This window comes from Rudaea sp. 3F27F6, from assembly GCF_005503555.1.
Lineage (GTDB): Bacteria > Pseudomonadota > Gammaproteobacteria > Xanthomonadales > Rhodanobacteraceae > Rudaea.
The window spans coordinates 224,111-241,570 of sequence record NZ_SCNG01000004.1 but is presented as its reverse complement, the minus strand read 5'-3'; the positions used below and the strand labels follow the sequence as shown (position 1 = coordinate 241,570).

Sequence of the window (17,460 nt, the reverse complement as noted above, 5' to 3'; positions counted from 1 at the left end):
CGAGTGCCCGAGGCCTTACGGCTTGCTCGCCGCAGCCTTCTTCTGCGCCAGCGCTTCGGCCGCGCGCTGCTTGGCTTCCTGCGCCTCGACCGAGTTCGGCTGGGTGCGTATGAGATAGTCGGCCGTCGCGACGGGCGCCGATACCGGCCGCGCTTCACCCTTGCCTTGGGCGCGCTCGGCGACCCAGACCGAGTTCTTGTCGAGTTCGGCCGTCAGTGCCGGCGCGTCGTCGATCGGCACGAGCTGATGCTTGCGAATGATCGCCTTGCCCGCATCCGAGCTCGCGTAATTGACGAACTTCTCGGCCGCTTCGAAATTCTTGCTGTCCTTGCGCAGGGCCAGATACAGCGGCGCATACAGCGGATAGCTGCCGTCCTTGATCGTCGCCGAGGTCGCCGGCACGCCTTCGACCTTGAGCACCTTGATCTTCGGATTGCCGTAGACCGATGACAACGTGGTGAAGCCGAGGCCGCGCGGGTCGATGGTCACGCCTTCTTCGAGCTTCATCGTGTTCATGTACACGCGCGGTGCTGCGATTGCCTGGTCGCCCTTGTTGTAGATGTATTTGCGCAGCACGTAATCGACGCCGTCGAGCGGCGCGGCGATCGCGTAGAGATTGATCTCGGAGTCCGGTCCGCCGAGGTCCTTCCAGTTCTTCACCTGGCCGAGATAGATGTCGTAAAGCTGCTTGAGGGTGACGCTGTCGGTCGGATTCTTCGGCGAGGTGATCGGCACCATCGCTTCCCAGGCAACCGGGTAGAACGTGAGATTCGTTTCCTCGGCGCGCCCCGGCATGGCCGGACGGGCGCTGCCGGCGACGTCGGCGGTGCCGTCGTTGACCGCGTCGATGCCCGAGATCGTGCTGAACGGCTGCATCGTCACCTTGCCGAGCCGCGACAGCTCGTACTGCTTGGCGAGGTCGGCGACGAAGCCGCGTTCGGTCGCGCGGTCGCCGCGCCAGATGATGCCCGGAGGCGCCTTGGCCTTGGCCGCGACCGGAGCGGCCTTCTTCGCTGCCGGCTTGGCCGCAGGCTTCGCCGCGGCTGGAGCCTGGGCCGCGGCGGGCGAGGCAATGCCGAAACCGAGGGCTACGCCGAGAGCGCAGGCAAGAACGGTGAAAGTATATTTATGTGCGTTTTTCACTTTGCGGCTATCTGCGGATTCGGGAACAGGTGCGCATTATCGCCCAAGTTTCGCGAACGATGCATTATTGCAAGGTGACCAAGAAGGTATCGCCTCCGCGTACGACCGCGAGCTGAACCTGCAGACGCTGTACGCGTTTCATGAGCTGGGTGAAATCGGCCAGCGTGCCGATGCGCCGATTGCCGATGCCGAAGATCACATCGCCGGCCTTGAGGCCGATCTGCGCGGCGCGGCTGCCCGCTGCGACGCTGACCACGCTGACGCCGCTCTTGCCGTCGGCGCGCGCGCGGTCGCTCACGTCGGCCAGGGTCGCGCCGGTGAGCCGTGCGTCGAGCTTCGCGCCTTCGCTCGACGCGACTTTTTCGGCCTCGATGCGTGCGTTTACCGTCACCGGCTTGCCGTCGCGTAGCAGTTTGAGGTCGATCGTCGAGCCGATCGCGGCGAGGCCTTCGGCATTGTAGAGATCGCTTTCGTTCTGTACCGGGCGGCCATTCGCTGCGACGATGACATCGCCCGACTGCAGGCCCGCGTTCGCCGCGGGCGAGTCGTCGCGGACCTGGGTGACCACCGCGCCTTGCTGATCTTCCTTGACGCCGAGCATGCGCGCGATTTCCGGAGTGACGCTTTGCACCTGCGCGCCGAGCGAGCCGTGGCGCACGCTGCCCGTGGTGATGATCTGGTTCATCACATTGCTGGCAAGGTTCGACGGAATCGCGAAACCGATGCCGACGTTGCCGCCCGAAGGCGAAAAGATTGCCGAGTTGATGCCGACCAGCTCGCCTTTGAGATTGACCAGCGCGCCGCCCGAATTGCCCGGGTTGATCGAGGCGTCGGTCTGGATAAAGTTCTGGATGCCAAGGCCGCGCAGGCCGGTGCGGTTGAGACCGGAGACGATGCCCGAGGTCGCGGTTTGGCCGACGCCGAACGGATTGCCGAGAGCGACGACGAAGTCGCCGACGCGCAGTTGCGCGGAGTCCATGAGATTCAGCGCGGTCAGATTCTCGGCGGGGATCTGGATCACCGCGATGTCGGTATCGCGGTCGCTACCGATCAGCTTGGCCTTGAGCGTGCGGCCGTCGTGCAGGGTCACGGAGATGTCGTCGGCGCCGTCGATCACATGGTTGTTGGTCAGCACGTAGCCCTTGCTCGCATCGATGATCACACCCGAGCCGAGCGACTGTTCGACGCGTTCACGCGGCATGTTCTGCATGCCGAAGAATTGGCGGAAGAACGGATCGTTCATGAACGGATTGTTGACCCGTACATGCGTCTTCGAGTTGATGTTGACGACCGCCGGCACGACGCGCTCGAGCATCGGCGCGAGCGATGGCAGCGGCTGACCGTCGACGGCGACGGGCAGGGCGGCATATGCGGCCGTGATGCTGTTCAGGCCGGCGAAGCCCAGGAGCAGGGCGAGGGCGGTCGCGTTGCGGCGTGCGGGGGAAAAGAATGGGCGCATGGTTTCCTTCGTGCTGGCGTTCGTCGTTGATCGCGGGATGACGCGGCTGCGGTCCGGGTAGCCGCGTTTTTCAATTATCGAGCGGCTTGACAGACCGCAAACTTAACCGCGCGTTCCTTTTTTCATTTCACGATGATTCCGGGACCGAACTTGGCTGTACTGTGCCGAGGTTCGATACAGCAATTTTATCAAGGACTTGGGCGAATTCCGCCGGTGCCGACACTTTCGCGGCTCTGCCGGCTCATGTTCCGGCAGATCGCCTTCACGAGCGTCGGATAGAGCGCAATCGGCAAATCATGGCCCATGCCGTCGATAAGCAGAAATTCCGCACCTCGGATGGATGCTGCCGTGTCCTTGCCGCATGCCGGGAGTATCAATGGATCATCCGCGCCATGCACGACCAAGGTCGGCGCAAGGATGTGGGCCAATCGCGACCGGATGTCGCCGGTCGCGGCGATGGCGCCGATCTGCCGGGCGAAACCGGCCGGGTCGTAAGCGCGGCGGAGTTCTTGCAAAACGATGGCCCGATGCGCTTCTTCGTCAAAGCCGAAGCCATGACCGGCAATGCGCTTTGCAAACGCAAGGCCGTGCGCGACGAATCCGTTTTCGTCTTCGATGGGATCGGGCGCGCGCTTCGTCAGCATTGCCATGACATCGGGCGCGGCAGAAGGCAGATCGGGATTGCCCGTGCTGGACATGATCGACGTCAGCGACAATACGCGCTGCGGGTAATCGCTCGCCATCAATTGCGCGATCATGCCGCCCATCGACCGCCCGACCACGTGCGCCCGATCGATGGACAAGGCATCCAGCAGTCCTATCGCATCTGCCGCCATGTCATCGAGCGTGTAAGGCACATCCGGCCTGCGCCCAGCCGCAACGGCGTTAGCCAAGGCGGAAAAATCCGGCACGGGCGAGTCCGTGAAATGCGTCGACAGGCCCGCGTCCCGATTGTCGAAGCGGACGACGCGAAAACCTTCATCCGCCAGGCTTTCGCAGAACGGTGTGGTCCAGCGGATCATCTGGGCGCCAAGACCCGAAATGAGCAGGATGGCCTCGTCGTTTTCGTTGCCTAAGCTGTCGTAGCCGATGTGGATGCCGTTGGCTTTCAGAAATTTCATTTTTTCTCTTCAGCCCGCCGCTTCGATTTGGGTCAGCGGAAGCAGGCGCGCGTCTTCAATTGCCGCCGTTCTATGGCCGATGCCGGCGAGATACTCCGCGTTGTCGGCAAAAGCGAGGAAGGAATCGGCGCTGCTTTGCTCGACCATCATCGCGAGATCCCACCGCTCGTTTTCGGGGCCGATCAAAAGCGGGCCTCCTGAGCCGAGGAACAGGAGGTCTCCTCCGCTTTCACGCAGAAACGGCAGCGTGTGCTGGATATAGCGATCGAATGCTTCTGCGCCGCTGATGGGGTTTTCCGGCGCCAACTCCGGATTCCCGGAATAGTCGGCGGTCTCGCGCAAGCGCAGCAGGTTCAGCATGACGACCTTGCCCTGCATTCTTCTCATGACGAATGCGCGGCCGGATTGCTGCGTGGGTTCCAGGTAGCGAACGAATTGCGTGGTCGATGTCATCTTCAAAATTTTCCTGTTCGATCAGATGTCGGAAGAAAGGCTCGGACTCTCGTCATCGAATGCAAGCCGCATGACCTGATCGCGCACATCGCGAGGCCAAACGGCAAGAAGCTCGTCGACCCGGTTTGCGTCGTTGGCGAATAGCGCCCGAGTGGCTTCCTCGAAGCCGGGCAGATCGCCGCCGATCGCCTGCATGAAGTGATAGGCCCGCTCATGCGCCAGGCGGCGCCTGTCTTTGTCGGCGCCGATGCGGCGGGCTTCCTCGACCAGTTTCCTGAGGGCCACCGAGGCGCCCCCGGGCTGCGTGGCGAGCCATTCCCAATGTCGGGGAAGCAGGGTCACTTCGCGCGGAACCACTCCCAACTTGGGGCGACCCCGGCCCTTCGGACTGGCCGCTTCAAGAGCCTCATTTCCGCCAGCAGGCTCTGCCGCGGCGCGCGCTTCGGCAGCGAAGCGTGCGGCGACTTCGTCGTGCGTTCCCCGCGTATCCACATCGACACAGCGGCCGGTCGCGTCATCGAAGATCAGAACAGGGCCGGCCGACGTGCCTTCAAGCGCTTTCTTGGCGGCCAAAGCATTCGCCTGCAGAGACCCCGTTGCAATGCGCCGAGGGCCATCGAAAGTCGTGTACGAGCTGGAGCTTGCAACCTGCATGACGGGGTAGGAGTGATGAGTCCATGCAAATTTTACCCGGGTCAAAATGAGTAATCAATATTATCCGGGTAAATATCGGTCGCCTCGCCGGACGCGCCACGCCTCCCAAGCCCAGGCCGCCAGGTTCAAGCCGGGCATCTCGTGGCCGACGAGCTGCCCGGCGTGTGACGAAAGCGGATGCGGAGAGCTGGTGTAGGTCTTGCAGGAGCCAACAACCGACGACCTACCACTCAACCCGATATGACCTGTGGGGCGACGATTCCTGGTCAAGTGGATGTCGTTCTGAAACGGTCTAGCTCCAAGTTGCAAACGGATCGGCGTCCGTCGGACGGCTCTCTAGTCCAACTTCGTATCGCCTCATTGACCTTCCGACTCAGTGAGCGCCAACGGCGCTCGCGCTGCAATCGCGTTTAATTCTTTGTGTAGTTTGAGTTTTTTCGCGCGTCGGCATTGCAGAAAAAAACTTGACAGCGGCCATTTTCGCGGCGCGGAGATGGGCGCGGACATCAACTCCTTCGCAGTTTCCGCGCGGTCCGGAATCAAGCTCGTGTTTTGTCACAATTGAGCGCTATAAATTATTGATTAATCGGGATTAAAAAAATCCTTTGACAAGCAAAATGTGAAGGCGTACGGTTGCATTCATCTCGCGGCCCACAACATCTTGTGTACTTTTGAGCAAAGTATCCCCAAGAGCTTGGGTTCGAGATGGCGGAAACGAAAGTGTAAGACAGCGCATCGGGCGCTGGACGGGGCAACAGACGCGACAATTCAAACGAGTGAAACTGAGTGCCTGGCCGGGACGACCGGAAAGGCGCCGTAGGGGGAGTTTTCCTCAGAAGTTTGGCAATGAAAGCGTGGCGGTGCGGTCCGTATAAGTTGTAGAACAATCGCCGCCACGCAGGATGCCGCAACCATAAAAAGCTGGGAGAGAACGAACGATGAGCACCGTACGTGTTGAAGCCTTGGATCGCGGCGAAGCGACGATCCCGCTGCAACCGGCTTCCTACGATATCTGGGACAAGAAATACCGCCTGAAGTCCAAGAAGGGCGAAGCGGTGGACGCGAGCATCGACGGCACCTATCAACGTGTCGCGCGTGCGCTGGCCGAGCCGGAAGCGAATCCCGAAAAACAGAAATACTGGTACGAGCGCTTCCTCTGGGCGCTGCGCCGCGGTGCGATTCCGGCCGGGCGCGTTACCTCCAACGCGGGCGCGCTCGAGCACAAGCCGGCGACGTCCACGATCAACTGCACCGTCTCGGGCACGATCGAGGATTCGATGGATGGCATCCTCGAAAAAGTCCACGAAGCGGGCCTGACCCTCAAGGCCGGCTGCGGTATCGGCTATGAATTCTCGACTCTGCGCCCGCGTGGCGCGTACGTGTCGGGCGCGGGCGCGTACACCTCGGGTCCGATGTCCTTCATGGATATCTACGACAAGATGTGCTTCACCGTGTCTTCGGCCGGCGGTCGTCGCGGTGCGCAGATGGGCACGTTCGAGATCGGCCATCCCGACGTCAAGGATTTCGTCCGCGCCAAGCGCGAGGACGGCCGCCTGCGCCAGTTCAACCTCTCGCTGCTGATCACCGATGGCTTCATGCAGGCGGTCGAGAGCGACGCCGATTGGCCGCTCGTGTTTCCGGTCAACATCAAGGAAAAGGACGAGATCGATCTGAACGATCCGGCCAAGGTGGTTTGGCGCGACTGGCCGACGACGCGCAACTACATCACGCGCGAGGACGGTCAGGTCGCATGCAAGATTTACGGTCATATCCGCGCGAAGCATCTGTGGGACATGATCATGACCTCGACGTACGACTACGCCGAGCCGGGCTTCATCCTGATCGACCGCGTCAACGAGATGAACAACAACTGGTGGTGCGAGAACATCCGCGCGACCAATCCGTGCGGCGAGCAGCCGTTGCCGCCGTACGGCTCGTGCCTGCTCGGTTCGGTCAACCTCACCAGTTTCGTGCGCGATCCGTTCGGGCCGAAGGCGCGTTTCGACTGGGACGAGTACAAGGAAGTCGTGCGCGTGTTCACGCGCATGCTCGACAACGTCGTCGAGATCAACGGCCTGCCGCTTGCTCAGCAGCGCGAAGAGATTCTGTCGAAGCGCCGTCACGGCATGGGCTTCCTCGGCCTCGGTTCGACGATCACGATGCTCAAGATGAAGTACGGCTCGAAGGAGTCGTGTGAGTTCACCGAACAGATCGCGCGTGACATGGCGATTGCCGGTTGGGAAGTCGCGGCTTCATTGGCCAAGGAAAAAGGCCCGGCGCCGATCATGACGCGGGAGTTCGAGGTCACGGCGAAGATGCTGCGCCAGCGTCCGGAAATGGTGCGCGACGGCTACAAGGCCGGCGACAAAATCCCGGGCCGCGTGCTGCATGCGAAGTACAGCCACTACATGCAGCGCGTCGCCGAAGTGGCGCCCGAACTGGTCAATGAACTGGCTGAAACCGGTGCGCGTTTCACCCACCATTCTTCGATCGCGCCGACCGGCACGATCTCGTTGTCGCTGGCAAACAATGCGAGCAACGGCATCGAGCCGAGCTTCGCCCATCACTACAGCCGCAACGTGATCCGCGAAGGCAAGAAGAGCAAGGAGAAGGTCGAGGTCTACAGCTATGAGCTGCTCGCCTACCGCGAGCTGATCAACGCGAAGGCGATGCCGTTCACCGACGACGCGGAGGCCAAGCTGCCGGACTACTTCATCGCCGCGGACCAAGTGACGCCGACCGAGCATGTCGACATCCAGGCCGCCGCGCAGCGTTGGGTCGATTCCTCGATCTCGAAGACGGCGAACGTGCCGACCGATTATCCCTACGAGGATTTCAAGGACATCTACCGCTACGCGCACAAGCAGGGTTTGAAGGGCTGCACGACCTTCCGCTTCAACCCGGCCGCGTTCCAGGGCGTGCTCGTGAAAGAGTCGGACCTCGAAAACACGTTGTACCGTTTCGAGCTCGACGACGGCACGGTGGTCGAAGCGAAGGGCAACGAAGAGATCGAATACGACGGCGAGACCCACACCGCCGCCAATCTGTTCGATGCGCTGAAAGAGGGTTACTACGGCAAGTTCTGATGCGCTCGGATCGGATTAGCTCGCGCTTCCGATCCATCGCAGAAATTCGTATCGGTCTTGATGCCCGGCCCGGCGAGAAATCTTCTCTCGCCGGGCCGGGCATTTTCGTTTGAGCGCCAAGGCGGATGTTTCAGTTGTGCCCCGAGCTCGGCATCACGCGCGCGCGTCCCGCCGTCTTGGCGCGATAGAGCGCGCGATCGGCCACCTCGATCAGATCTTCGACCGTCGTGCCGATCTCGTACTGCGCAATTCCGCAACTGAAGCACGTGGAAAAATATCTCGTTCCCGCATATTGGCGCACGTTGGAGAACGCGTCGCTGACTTCGTTCAAGATGCGGATCGCCTCGTCCGCCTGCGTGTTCGGCAGGATCACGCCGAATTCGTCACCGCCGAGCCGGCCGATCACATCGGTCTTGCGCAGTCGTTGCCGAAGCAGATTGGTCAGCGTGCGCAGGACGCGGTCGCCGGTCTGGTGGCCGTAGGTATCGTTGACCGACTTGAACCGGTCGAGGTCGATGATGGCGAAGCAAAGCGGCTGAAGCGCGCGGATCGCGCGCGCGATCTCGACTTCGAGGCGCTCGCGTACGGCGGTGTGGTTGAGCACCCCGGTCAGACCGTCCTTGGTCATGTACATGCGCATCGCGCGGTAGCGCGAGAGGCGCGATTGCACGGAGGCGATCAGATGCTCGGGCGATATCGGCTTGGTCAGGAAATCGTCGCCGCCGAGTTTGATCGCGTTGAGCTGCCGGCTGGTGTCGCGCTCGGTCGAAAGGAACACGATCGGCACCGAGAGATATCCCTCGAACTGGCGGATCACACTCGCGAGTTCTGCACCCGTGCAGCCGGGCATGTACATGTCCATCAGCACGAGGTCGGGACGGAAGTTGGCGAGGTGCGACAGGACGTCGGTCGGATGGGTCACGACGTCCGTCATCAAGCCGACCGACTGCAGCGTGTAAGCGTAGTGCTGGGCCAGTTCTTCGGTGTCGTCGACGATGAGCACGCGCTCGGGCTCCGACGTGGCAGGCAGCAGATGGTCGAGCGTGCCAACCATGGTGCGCACGTCGACCGGCTTTTCGAGATAGGCGGCGCAGCCGGCGCGCGCGGCGGCGAGCCGTGCGGTCAGATCGCCGCGCGCCGATATGAAGACGACGGGGACGCGCAAGCGCTTGGCGGCAACCATTTCGGCGATAACGTCGGTGCCGGCCAGATCGCCTTCCGAGAACATGACGTCCATCAGCACGGCGACGAGTGCGGGGTCGGCGACGGTCTCCGAAAAAGCCCGCGTCGTCGCGAAGGTTTTCACCTGATAGCCGAAATAGCCGAGCTGCCTGGCGAGGTCTTCCGCCGAGGCCGTGTCGTCGTCCACCAGGTACACGACTCTGCGCGAGGAAGACGGCAGCGGCGCGAGAATCGGTACGGCCGCAGTGGAGTTCTGCGCCGCCCGATCGAGCGCCGCAAGCAAGGATGTGGCCGCCTTCTGCTCCTGTTCGAGCAGGAGCCGATCCTGTTCGAGCGCTTCGGAGAACAGCGCTTCGAGCTGCCGCGCGAGTTCGGATACGCGCGGAAATCCGAACGTGGCGCCCGAGCCGGCGAGCCCGTGCGCCTGGAATCGCAGCGAGCGTAGAACTTCGCTGTCGTCGCACTTCTCGAACGCGCTGCGCAGGCTCGCCAACTTATGCGGAAGCTGCACCGCATACTGGGAACGCACCAGACGCAGACGTTCTTCGATGTTGATCGATTTGCTCACTCTAGGCTTCTTCGTGTGCGGCCCAGAATTTGCGCAGCGTTTCCGACAGCGTCATCGGATCGAACGGCTTGGCGATGACTTCCATCACGCCCATTTTTCGATAGAGGTCGATCTCGTGCGCCTGAACCTTGGCCGTCATGAAGACGACCGGCGTGTCCTTGAAGTCCGCGGTCGCGCGCATCGCTGCGAGCGTCGCGGGACCGTCGATGCCGGGCATCATCACATCGAGCAGAATCAGGTCGGGGCGAAAGGCGGGGCCGGCGCGCAGCGCGTCGTGGCCCGAGCCGAAGATCATGACGTCAAAGCCTCCGATGGTTTCCAGGGCGATGCGCACGATCGATTGAATGTCGACCTCGTCTTCCACGCAGAGTATGCGTTGAAGAGACTTCTTGGTCATGATTTCCTCCTTAAGTGGTTTCCGGTCCATCCGGTTTGACGCGTCCGGTCAGCGCGCGCACGGCTTCAAACAATTCGAGATTGGATACATGCGACTTCACCAGCGCCGCGGTTACTCGACTCAAATCCTCGCCGGATAGTTCAGTCCCCGAGAAAACGAGCACGGCCGGCCGCGGCGTTTGCCGGTCGACGAACGGCAGCAAGTCCCAGCCGGAACGATCGGGCAACTCCAGATCGAGAATGACCAGACCGTACCTCTGCGCCGAGAGCAGGCCGGCGGCTTCCTCGAACGTCGAAGCGAAATCGAAGTCGGCAACGTCGCGGCAGAGCGAGCTGACGACGTGGCGCAGATCGGCGTCGTCCTCGACGTGCAGTACGCGTGCCCGGCCGTTGGCTTCGGTATGAATGCCGCGCTTCATCGCGTCGAGCAGGCGGTTCTCGTCGATCGGTTTGGCAATCCAGTCGAGGACCAAGTTCGTTTCGCTGCCGTCGGCCTGGCGGGACTGGCCGAGCTGACCGGAGACCACGACGACGGCGAGATCGCGCGTCATCGGATTCGCGCGGATTTCCTGGAGGAAGGCGCGGCCGTCCAGATCGGGCAGCTTGAGGTCGAGGGTCATCGCGGCGAAGCCGCCCTCGGCGAGATGCTTCCGCGCCGAAGCGGCGTTGTAGGCCGACACGACTGCGTAGCCGGCGCGCTCCAACATCATCGTCAACAGAGTCGCGATGTCGCGATCGTCCTCGACGACGAGGATGCGCGGACGTTGGTCGGAGATCGGCACCGCGGGTTGCTCTGCCGCCTCGCTTTCGGTCCACTCGGGCAGGCGGAAGTAGAACGTGGTGCCCTTACCTTGCTGCGAGCTGAAGCCGATCGAGCCGCCCATCGCCTCGATGATCGCCTTGGAAATCGACAGGCCGAGCCCGGTGCCGCCTTTCTGGCGCGCGTCCGAGGAATCCGCCTGCGAGAACTTGGAAAAGATCTTGTCGCGGAACGATTCGGGAATGCCCGACCCGTGGTCGGTGATCTCGAAGCGCACCATGTTCTGTTCTTTGGAGAGCCGAATCTCCACGGAGCTTCCCTGCGACGAAAACTTGGCCGCATTGCCCATCAGATTGGTCAGCACCTGCATGAGCCGGTCCGAATCGATGTTGGCGCGTGCATGCGGATACTGCGTGTCGAAGGCGAACGTCACGCCGAGCTGCTTCGCATACACCTGATTCGCGGCGATCGCCTGCTCGACCAGCGGCGACAATTCGACCGGACGCAGATCGAAATGCATGCGCCCGGATTCGATCTTTTCGATGTCGAGGATGTCGTTGATGAGACGAACCAGGCGCTCGCTGTTCTTGTGCGCGATGTCCACGAGCGTTTTCGATTCGGTGGACAGCGAGCCGCCGACGCCGCCGGCGAGCAACCCGAGCGCGCCCATGATCGAAGTCAGCGGCGTGCGCAATTCGTGGCTGACGGTGGAGACGAATTCGTTCTTCATCTGCTCCACTTGTTTGCGGTTCGCGATGTCTTCGAGCGTGCCCGCATAGCCGATCAGACGGCCGCCGCTGACCATCGGTGCGGCCTTGCAGCTCACCCAGGTGATCGCGCCGTCGCCGCGCTGGAAACGGCATTCCGCGGCGAAGTTCTCGCGGCGCTGCACGGCGTCGCGCCACTCGCTTTCGACGCGCTCGCGGTCGTCGGCATGGACGCCCGCGCTCCACAGCGTTCTCGTCTGCGTCTCGGACGTATAGCCGGTGATGCGCAAGGATTCCTGGTTGAGGTGCGTGCAGTAACCCTGCGCGTCGGTGACGAAGGTGCCGACCGGCGAAGCGTCGTCCATCGCCGACAGGTTGGCGGCCACCTGGCGCATCATGTCGGCGTCCCGACGCTGCTTGCCGAGTACCAGGCCGAGGCCGATCAGGCTCAGCAAGCCCATGCCGCCGATCGCGGCGAGCGCGCGCGTCTGTTCCGCCTGCGCGACAAAAGCCGAGGGCGTGATCGAACGCGTGATTTCGAGCACGCCGCGGACGTCGCCGACTTTCCAGTCGGTCTTCGGGCTCGACGGATGCGTGTTGTGGCAGCCGATGCAGGCCGGCTGCATGACGTCGGCGACCGCGTAACGCAGCACGCGTTGGCCTTGCTGTTCTTCGAAGCGGAAGAACGGCTTGTCGGGTGAGCGCGTCAGTTCGGTGAGCGCCTCGCGTTCGAACGCGTCGCGCGCGCCTCCGTCCTTGCGCCAGGGGAACGGATAATCGCTATACAGCCGAACGTGCAGTCCCGAATTGCGTTTGCTCAGGCGCTCGCCGAGTTCGATCGTCAGCGTGGCCGGCAGCGGGATTGCGTTTTCCTTGTCGAGGTGATCGTGGGTGACGACGACGCCGTGATCCCGGATTTTTTCGACGACCTCGGCGGTGTAGAGGGAGCGCACCGTTTCCAAGGTTTCCGCCTGCAGCCGCGTGCCTTCCTCGGTAAGGCTGGAGACCATGACCTCCTGCTGGGTGCGCAGGTACCAGAATGCGACGGCCAGCATCGCGGCGAGCAGCACCGCAAGCAGCACCACGCTGTGATCGAACAGGAATCGACGAATCGACGCCCAGCCGCCGACGGGATCGGCGATGGCGTTCGGTTGACGGCTGCCCATGCGGGATACCCTTTGGTTTCGGAATGGCGAACTCACGGGCGCCGTTCGATGCAAACCGATCCGCACGAGCGCTTTGGCATAACTGTGCGAAGTTTTGTGCTCTCCGTCAATGAAATCGATAACGCTTGCGGCAACGCGCCGACGCCGCCGATGAGATTGTGTGGGCCTAACCGGGAGGTCGCTGTCGGGCAGCCCGCAAAAATCCGGCGATTCGGCCGCCGGTTTAGCAGGGTGCAACCGCCCCGTTCATACTCGCTGCACAGTTCGTGCCTCGGCTCTTGGATAGACTGGAAGAGGAGGAGTCCGGCAAGCGTCGAACAATAAAAAAAAGCCGGATCGCCCGACCTCGTTCGCAGAACGCCGGTTAAGGCGTCGATGGAGTCGGGGCGATCCGCGCGCGGCTTTTCCGCTCAATCAAGATCAATCAGGGGAGTATCGATCATGCCCGTGTTCAACCGCCGCGAGTTCCTGCGCAGCCTAACTGCGGCCGGCATCGCCGGCGCGATGCCTTCGTTCACTGCGGTGGCGGCCGCACCAACGGCTGCGCCCGCGCGCGACACGCTCGACGCGATCCTCGACGAGACTGCGCGCCAACCACGGCCGAATGCCTCGGGCTGGTTGCCCTACGCACATGCCGATGCGCCGCTGCCCGATTTGTCATTCGACTATTCGCAGGCATCCGCGCGCAGAACCGAGGCCTGGCTAGTACGCCTGGAGCGGTTACGTGCCACGGCGCTGAGCGACGACGATCGCGAAACGGCCGACGTCTTGCGCTGGGATCTCGAAGCGAGCCTCGGCTGGCATCGCTACTACTGGCTCGACTTTCCGCTCGGTCCGTATACGTCGGTGTTGTCCGTGTTGACCGATCGCCTCGCCGCGGCGTCACTGGCGACGAACGAAGCACAGGACCGCTACCTGGCCCTGCTCGACGCCTCGCCGGCCTACATCGGCCAGATCGACGCGAAGCTGCGCGGTCAGATCGCGCGCGGCATTGTCTATCCGCGCGAGGAAGTCGTCGGCATCGTGCGCTACCTCGACGAGCTTCTCGGCCAGCCGGCCGCGACTTTTGTGCCGGCGCGCGCACGCCTGAAAGACGTTGCTGGCGCGCGTGCCGACGATTTCAGCGCACGTGCCGGAAAAACCCTGGACCGCCGTGTCGTCCCGGCATTGCAGCAACTGGCTGCGACACTCAAGCAAAGCTATCTGCCGAAGGCGAAACCGGCGGTTGGGCTCTGGCAATTCGCCGACGGACCGGAGTACTACCGTTTTCTCTGCGGCGTGCGCCTGTCTCGGCAGCACGATCCGAAAGAAGTGCACGAACGCGCCCTGCAGACCGTCGCCGAGATCGACAGCGAGCTGGCCGGAATGCGGCGCAAACTCGGCTTCAGCGGATCGGCGCAGGCCTTCCACCAGGAACTGCTCGACGGCGCGCGCTGGAAAGCCGCGAACACCGACGAGGTCGCCGCGCGCTTCCGCGCTGCGCTCGCGCGGTTCGAGCCGCATCTGTCGCGCTTCTTTCTGCGCCCGCCGTCGAAGCCGTACGACGTGGCGCCCGAAGCGCCGGAACTCGAAGCGCTCATGGTCAACGGCTACTACGGCCCGGCCAGCGAGACCACGCCGCGCGGTACCTACTTCTTCAACGGCGGCAATCTCAAGGACGCGTCCTGGTTTTGGGCGTCGCCGCTGATCTACCACGAACTCGTGCCGGGCCATCACTTGCAGATCGACAGCATCCAGGCGAACGCCGCGCTGTCGCCTTATCGCAAGGCTTTCATCATCTCCGGCTATCCGGAAGGCTGGGCGGAGTACGCGCGCAGCCTCGCCGTCGAAGCCGGCGTCTACGACGACGATGCGCTCGGTCTCTACGCTCACCGCCTGATGGACCGGCGTATGGCGATCAGTACCGTGGTCGACACCGGCATGCATGTGAAGCGCTGGACGCTTGACCGGGCCGAGCAATACTTCGCGCGCGACGCGATCACGCGGCCGCAACTGCGCCGGCGCTTGGCCCTGGCCTATGCCGCGGATTTCCCGGGCTTGGCCGCGTGTTACTGGGGCGGCGGCGAGGAGTTCAAGCATCTGCGCCGGAGTACGCAAGCTGCAGTCGGCCGCGACTTCGACGTGCGCCGCTATCACGACGCGGTGCTCTCGGCCGGCATCGTGCCGTTTCCGGTGCTCGATGCGCGCCTGCGCAGACTGTCCGACACGATGCGCGCTTCCGCATCCGCATCCGCATCCGCGGCGTCTGCCTGTTGACTCGATGCGATGAGGTTTTAACCGTTCGCACTGAGCGTAGCCGCGCAGCGGCGAAGTCGAAGTGCCGTCGCGACGGGCTTCGACTCCGCGCCTTCGGCGCTACGCTCAGCCCGAACGGGTTTATGCAGGAGGCTTCGCCTCCATGTCTTCAGCGCTACGCTCAGTCCGAACGAATGAATACTAGTTTGCGCCCCATCGATAAGTAGCCCGTAGCGAAAGTTTCGCCTGCGCGACATACGGGATTGGGCGGATATTCTGGACAATCCATCCAGGCCGCGCTGTCCAATCCGCGTGCGCGCCTTGCCTAGAATCACGTTCCCACCCATCGAACGGAGATTCTCATGGCAGACCATTCCATCAAGGGCAAAGTCGCGCTGATCGCGGGCGGCGCGAAAAACCTCGGCGGCCTTATCGCGCGCGACCTCGCCGCGAACGGCGTGAAGGCGATCGCGGTGCACTACAACAGCGCGTCGTCGAAGGCTGAAGCCGAAGCGACCGTCGCCGCCATCCAGGCCGCCGGCGCCAAGGCCGTGGCGTTCCAGGCCGATCTGACCAGCGCGGCCGCGGTCGAAAAGTTGTTTGCCGACACGGTTGCCGCGGTCGGCCGGCCCGACATCGCGATCAATACGGTCGGCAAGGTGCTGAAGAAGCCGATGGTCGAAATCAGCGAAGCCGAGTACGACGAGATGACCGCGGTGAATTCGAAGTCGGCGTTCTTCTTTCTCAAGGAAGCCGGCAAGCACGTCAACGACAACGGCAAGGTCGTCACCCTGGTGACTTCGCTGCTCGGCGCGTACACACCGTTCTACGCGGCTTACGAAGGCACCAAGGCGCCGGTAGAGCACTTCACGCGCGCCGCGTCGAAGGAGTTTGGCGAGCGCGGTATTTCGGTGACCGCGGTCGGCCCGGGCCCGATGGACACGCCGTTCTTCTATCCGGCCGAAGGCGCCGATGCGGTGGCTTACCACAAGACGGCCGCGGCGCTGTCGAAGTTTTCCAAGACCGGCCTGACCGATATCCAGGACGTCGTGCCGTTCATCCGTTTCCTAGTTTCGGACGGCTGGTGGATCACCGGGCAGACGATCCTGATCAACGGCGGCTACACGACCAAGTAGCGGGAGCGCGGGTCATGGCGAACCGATTCCAGGCGCTGCTCGATGCGCAGCGCGAGCATTTCCTCAGCGACGCGACGAAGCCGTACGCGTGGCGCATCGACCAGCTCGAACGCATGGAACGCATGCTGCGCGAACATCAGGACGAATTCTGCGCCGCGCTGTATCAGGACTTCGGCAAGCCGCCGTTCGAGCAGTTGTTCGAGATCACCGTGCCGACCGGCGTGATCCGCTATTACCGCGAACATCTCAAGGAACTGATGACGCCGCAGCCGGTGCCGATCCCGGCCGGGCTCGAAGCCACCGGCAATCGCGGCGTCATCTACAAGGAACCGTACGGCGTCACCCTCGTGATCGGTCCGTTCAACGCGCCGATCCTGTTGCTGCTCGATCCGGCCATCGCCGCGCTCGCGGCCGGCAACACGGTGATCCTCAAGCCGGCGAACACCACGCCGGCGACGGCGGCGTTGTTCGAGAAAATCATTCCGCAGTACTTCGCCCCCGAGAACGTCGCCGTGGTGACGGGCGGCCGCGAGGAAATCGCCGAGCTGCTGCAACTGCCGTTCGACTTCATCTTCTTCACCGGCAGTTCCGCGGTTGGCAAGATCGTCATGCGCGCGGCCGCGGAAAATCTCACGCCGGTCCTGCTCGAACTCGGCGGGCAGAATCCGACCATCGTCGACGAGACGGCGAATCTCGACATCGCCGCGGACCGCATCGCCTGGGGCCACAACGCCATCTCGGGGCAATGGTGCATCGCGCCGGGCTACGTCTACGTGCACGAGAGCGTCGCCGATGAATTCATCCGCAAGCTCAAGGCGGCCATCGTCAAGATGTACGGCGAGGACCCGCAGCAGAGCCCCGACTTCGCGCGCATGATCAGCAAACACGACGCCGAGCGCGTCGCCGGATACATCCTGCCGCACAAGGTGGTGCATGGCGGACGCTGCGACATCGAGGCGCGCTATGTCGAGCCGACCGTGCTGTATCCGTCGGAATGGAGCGATCCGGCGCTGCAGCAGGAAGTATTCGGCCCGGTGCTGCCGGTGATGGCCTACCGCGATCTCAAGGACATCGTCGGCATCATCAAGCGCAAGCCGAAATCGCTCGCCGCCTATGTCTTCAGCAAGAATCAGGCGAACATCGACTACGTGCTCGGCAGCCTCTCGTTCGGCGGCGGCTGCGTCAATCAGACCAACCTGCATTGCTGGATCGACAGCCTGCCGTTCGGCGGCGTCGGCTACAGCGGCATGGGCAAGTACTACGGCAAAGCGGGATTCGACGCGCTGAGCAATACCAAGGCGATGCTGATCGGCAATCCCGATCTCGAACTCGACGTGTTCCCGCCGTATGCCGGCAAGGACATCGCGAAAAATCTGAGCGTGTTTTCCTGAGCG

Annotated in this window: 12 protein-coding genes; 4 read left to right on the top strand and 8 right to left on the bottom strand. The window is 62.9% G+C overall.

The features are described from left to right. Window positions 1-15 precede the first annotated feature (15 nt). The 5 genes from FFS30_RS16445 to FFS30_RS16425 form a co-directional block, all read right to left on the bottom strand. Window positions 16-1,143 (bottom strand): substrate-binding domain-containing protein, encoded by a 1,128-nt coding sequence (locus FFS30_RS16445; RefSeq protein ID WP_137914267.1) that lies wholly within the window; start codon window positions 1,141-1,143, stop codon window positions 16-18. A gap of 64 nt (window positions 1,144-1,207) precedes the next feature. Further along, a complete protein-coding gene (locus FFS30_RS16440; RefSeq protein ID WP_137914266.1) occupies window positions 1,208-2,602 on the bottom strand; it encodes a DegQ family serine endoprotease in 1,395 nt (464 codons plus the stop codon). 188 nt (window positions 2,603-2,790) lie between these two features. Then, window positions 2,791-3,723, bottom strand: a complete 933-nt coding sequence (locus FFS30_RS16435) for an alpha/beta hydrolase (protein ID WP_137914265.1) — start codon at window positions 3,721-3,723, stop codon at window positions 2,791-2,793. A 9-nt stretch (window positions 3,724-3,732) separates the two neighbouring features. Next, window positions 3,733-4,176, bottom strand: coding sequence for a DUF1330 domain-containing protein (locus tag FFS30_RS16430; protein ID WP_137914264.1), 444 nt, complete (start codon window positions 4,174-4,176; stop codon window positions 3,733-3,735). 21 nt (window positions 4,177-4,197) lie between these two features. Further along, complete coding sequence (locus tag FFS30_RS16425; protein WP_137914263.1) at window positions 4,198-4,830, bottom strand: DUF2239 family protein; 633 nt, start codon at window positions 4,828-4,830, stop codon at window positions 4,198-4,200. A gap of 938 nt (window positions 4,831-5,768) precedes the next feature. Between FFS30_RS16425 and FFS30_RS16420 the strand changes: the two genes are divergently transcribed. Next, window positions 5,769-7,916, top strand: coding sequence for an adenosylcobalamin-dependent ribonucleoside-diphosphate reductase (locus FFS30_RS16420; protein WP_137914262.1), 2,148 nt, complete (start codon window positions 5,769-5,771; stop codon window positions 7,914-7,916). A 130-nt stretch (window positions 7,917-8,046) separates the two neighbouring features. On the opposite strand, the gene FFS30_RS16415 is transcribed toward FFS30_RS16420, so the two are convergent. Genes FFS30_RS16415 through FFS30_RS16405 form a run of 3 tightly spaced genes read right to left on the bottom strand, consistent with a single transcriptional unit; the run spans window position 8,047 to window position 12,695 of the window. Further along, window positions 8,047-9,666, bottom strand: coding sequence for a diguanylate cyclase (locus FFS30_RS16415; protein ID WP_137914261.1), 1,620 nt, complete (start codon window positions 9,664-9,666; stop codon window positions 8,047-8,049). Window position 9,667: 1 nt separating this feature from the next. Then, window positions 9,668-10,063, bottom strand: a complete 396-nt coding sequence (locus tag FFS30_RS16410) for a response regulator (RefSeq protein ID WP_137914260.1) — start codon at window positions 10,061-10,063, stop codon at window positions 9,668-9,670. A gap of 10 nt (window positions 10,064-10,073) precedes the next feature. After that, window positions 10,074-12,695 carry an ATP-binding protein gene (locus tag FFS30_RS16405; RefSeq protein ID WP_137914259.1) on the bottom strand — a complete coding sequence of 874 codons (2,622 nt, stop codon included), beginning with the start codon at window positions 12,693-12,695 and terminating at the stop codon, window positions 10,074-10,076. Window positions 12,696-13,136: 441 nt separating this feature from the next. On the opposite strand from FFS30_RS16405, the gene FFS30_RS16400 reads away from it, so the two are divergent. The 3 genes from FFS30_RS16400 to FFS30_RS16390 all read left to right on the top strand — a co-directional run bounded on the left by FFS30_RS16400 (window position 13,137) and on the right by FFS30_RS16390 (window position 17,457). After that, window positions 13,137-14,951 carry a DUF885 domain-containing protein gene (locus FFS30_RS16400; protein WP_171014680.1) on the top strand — a complete coding sequence of 605 codons (1,815 nt, stop codon included), beginning with the start codon at window positions 13,137-13,139 and terminating at the stop codon, window positions 14,949-14,951. A 341-nt stretch (window positions 14,952-15,292) separates the two neighbouring features. Next, window positions 15,293-16,066, top strand: a complete 774-nt coding sequence (locus tag FFS30_RS16395) for an SDR family oxidoreductase (RefSeq protein WP_137914257.1) — start codon at window positions 15,293-15,295, stop codon at window positions 16,064-16,066. Window positions 16,067-16,080: 14 nt separating this feature from the next. Next, window positions 16,081-17,457 carry an aldehyde dehydrogenase family protein gene (locus FFS30_RS16390; RefSeq protein WP_137914256.1) on the top strand — a complete coding sequence of 459 codons (1,377 nt, stop codon included), beginning with the start codon at window positions 16,081-16,083 and terminating at the stop codon, window positions 17,455-17,457. Window positions 17,458-17,460 lie beyond the last annotated feature (3 nt).

Coding starts and splice junctions, on each gene's coding strand:
- FFS30_RS16440 (WP_137914266.1), bottom strand. CDS start 2,602: ATGCGCCCATTCTTTTCCCCCGCACGCCGCAACGCGACCGCCCTCGCC.
- FFS30_RS16435 (WP_137914265.1), bottom strand. CDS start 3,723: ATGAAATTTCTGAAAGCCAACGGCATCCACATCGGCTACGACAGCTTA.
- FFS30_RS16430 (WP_137914264.1), bottom strand. CDS start 4,176: ATGACATCGACCACGCAATTCGTTCGCTACCTGGAACCCACGCAGCAA.
- FFS30_RS16425 (WP_137914263.1), bottom strand. CDS start 4,830: ATGCAGGTTGCAAGCTCCAGCTCGTACACGACTTTCGATGGCCCTCGG.
- FFS30_RS16420 (WP_137914262.1), top strand. CDS start 5,769: ATGAGCACCGTACGTGTTGAAGCCTTGGATCGCGGCGAAGCGACGATC.
- FFS30_RS16410 (WP_137914260.1), bottom strand. CDS start 10,063: ATGACCAAGAAGTCTCTTCAACGCATACTCTGCGTGGAAGACGAGGTC.
- FFS30_RS16405 (WP_137914259.1), bottom strand. CDS start 12,695: ATGGGCAGCCGTCAACCGAACGCCATCGCCGATCCCGTCGGCGGCTGG.
- FFS30_RS16400 (WP_171014680.1), top strand. CDS start 13,137: ATGCCCGTGTTCAACCGCCGCGAGTTCCTGCGCAGCCTAACTGCGGCC.
- FFS30_RS16395 (WP_137914257.1), top strand. CDS start 15,293: ATGGCAGACCATTCCATCAAGGGCAAAGTCGCGCTGATCGCGGGCGGC.
- FFS30_RS16390 (WP_137914256.1), top strand. CDS start 16,081: ATGGCGAACCGATTCCAGGCGCTGCTCGATGCGCAGCGCGAGCATTTC.